Consider the following 2,500-nt stretch of genomic DNA (forward strand, 5'->3'; position numbering starts at 1 on the left):
AGCGCCCGTCGCTTCACCCGCCCAGCAGGGCACAACCCACGCCGGAAACGAACTCAAAACTGGATAGAAACTGGGGGCAACGTCACCTGCTGCCCGGTGACTGTGCGGCGGCACTTGGTGCATATCAGTCAAGACAGCAGCGCGCCCTTTTGGCGCGTCGTAAATCCCGATCGGCCATTCGCCCGATGTATGAGAGGTGGATCGGAACACATACGCGAGAAATTGGCGGCTGAATGCTAAGTGTCCTGTCGCCGTACTTCAGCGCATACGAAAACGGCCCGCACAAGGCGGGCCGTTTTCGTATTTTGGTTGCGGGGACAGGATTTGAACCTGTGACCTTCAGGTTATGAGCCTGACGAGCTACCGGGCTGCTCCACCCCGCGTCAACCCTAAAGGTAAGCCTTGGCTCACCGAATTCAAGCTTCCGCCAAATGAAAGGGCCGCTTGCGCGGCCCGGAGTCCCGTTGGCGGGCCTGTTCGTAAGGAGAAGATTAGAAGATTAAACAACGTGCGCTTGGCAGACCTGGCAGCGACCTACTCTCCCGCGTCTTGAGACGAAGTACCATCAGCGCTGGAGCGTTTCACGGCCGAGTTCGGAATGGGATCGGGTGCAGCCGCTCCGCCATAACCACCAGGTCGGCAAAACGCACGTTGCTCGAGAAGCTGTTTTCTGTGCCATCCATCTCGGCGCAATCCAGGGATTGTCGCCAGAAATGGGCATTAGGAATGAGAACGATCAAGCCGATCGAACTATTAGTACCGGTAAGCTTCAAGCGTTGCCGCTCTTCCACACCCGGCCTATCAACGTGGTCGTCTTCCACGGTTCTCAGGGAATACTCGTTTTAAGGTGGGTTTCCCGCTTAGATGCCTTCAGCGGTTATCCCGTCCGGATATAGCTACCCTGCTATGCGGCTGGCGCCACAACAGGTCCACCAGAGATCCGTCCATCCCGGTCCTCTCGTACTAGGGACAGATCCTTTCAATATTCCTACACCCACGGCAGATAGGGACCGAACTGTCTCACGACGTTCTGAACCCAACTCACGTACCGCTTTAAATGGCGAACAGCCATACCCTTGGGACCTGCTCCAGCCCCAGGATGCGATGAGTCGACATCGAGGTGCCAAACAACCCCGTCGATATGGACTCTTGGGGGTCATCAGCCTGTTATCCCCGGCGTACCTTTTATCCGTTGAGCGATGGCCCTTCCACGCGGGACCACCGGATCACTATGACCGACTTTCGTCTCTGCTCGACTTGTCAGTCTCGCAGTCAGGCAGGCTTATGCCATTGCACTCAGCGAACGATTTCCGACCGTTCTGAGCCCACCATCGCGCGCCTCCGTTACTCTTTAGGAGGCGACCGCCCCAGTCAAACTACCCACCATACATTGTCCCGGACCCGGATAACGGGCCGCGGTTAGACATCCATAGTGATAAGGGTGGTATTTCAAGGGTGGCTCCACCTGAGCTGGCGCCCAGGTTTCAAAGCCTACCACCTATCCTACACATGCCACTACGAATGCCAATGTAAAGCTATAGTAAAGGTGCACGGGGTCTTTCCGTCTAACCGCAGGAACCCCGCATCTTCACGGGGAATTCAATTTCACTGAGTCTATGCTGGAGACAGCGGGGAAGTCGTTACGCCATTCGTGCAGGTCGGAACTTACCCGACAAGGAATTTCGCTACCTTAGGACCGTTATAGTTACGGCCGCCGTTTACTGGGGCTTCGATTCAGAGCTTGCACCCCTCCTCTTAACCTTCCAGCACCGGGCAGGCGTCAGACCCTATACGTCGTCTTGCGACTTCGCAGAGCCCTGTGTTTTTGATAAACAGTCGCTACCCCCTGGTCTGTGCCACCCTCCCATGCTTGCGCATGAAAGGGTCACGCTTCTTCCGAAGTTACGCGTGCAATTTGCCGAGTTCCTTCAGCATAGTTCTCTCAAGCGCCTTGGTATACTCTACCAGTCCACCAGTGTCGGTTTCGGGTACGGTCTATAAGGAGGAGCTATTTCCTGGAACCACGCAGCAGCCCTTTCAATCCGATAAGATTGGACTACCTCAATGATCCGTCACTTCCTCCAGGCCCACGAATATTAACGTGGTTCCCATCGTCTACGCATTTCTGCCTCGACTTAGGGGCCGGCTAACCCTGCTCAGATTAGCTTTAAGCAGGAACCCTTGGACTTTCGGCGGGGGAGTCTCTCACTCCCCTTACGTTACTCATGTCAGCATTCGCACTTCTGATACCTCCACCATCCCTCACGGGTATGGCTTCATCAGCTTACAGAACGCTCCGCTACCGCTTGCATTGCTGCAAACCCTAAGCTTCGGTGTATGGCTTTAGCCCCGTTACATTTTCGGCGCAAAGACCCTTATTTAGACCAGTGAGCTGTTACGCTTTCTTTAAATGATGGCTGCTTCTAAGCCAACATCCTGGTTGTTTTGGGATCCTCACATCCTTTCCCACTTAGCCATAACTTGGGGACCTTAGCTGTAG

1 tRNA gene and 2 rRNA genes (1 of these 3 cut by a window edge) are annotated in these 2,500 nt (G+C 55.0%); all 3 read right to left on the reverse strand.

Going from position 1 to position 2,500, the window contains the following annotated elements:
* Positions 1 to 306 precede the first annotated feature (306 nt).
* Positions 307 to 383, reverse strand: a tRNA-Met gene (locus tag NKH42_RS29340).
* Positions 384 to 521: 138 nt separating this feature from the next.
* Positions 522 to 636 (reverse strand): 5S ribosomal RNA (gene rrf, locus NKH42_RS29345).
* A 96-nt stretch (positions 637 to 732) separates the two neighbouring features.
* A 23S ribosomal RNA gene (locus tag NKH42_RS29350) occupies positions 733 to 2,500 on the reverse strand (it continues 1,039 nt past the right edge of the window).

Source organism: Mesorhizobium sp. M1142 (assembly GCF_040318565.1).
In the GTDB taxonomy this organism is placed as follows: Bacteria; Pseudomonadota; Alphaproteobacteria; order Rhizobiales; family Rhizobiaceae; genus Mesorhizobium.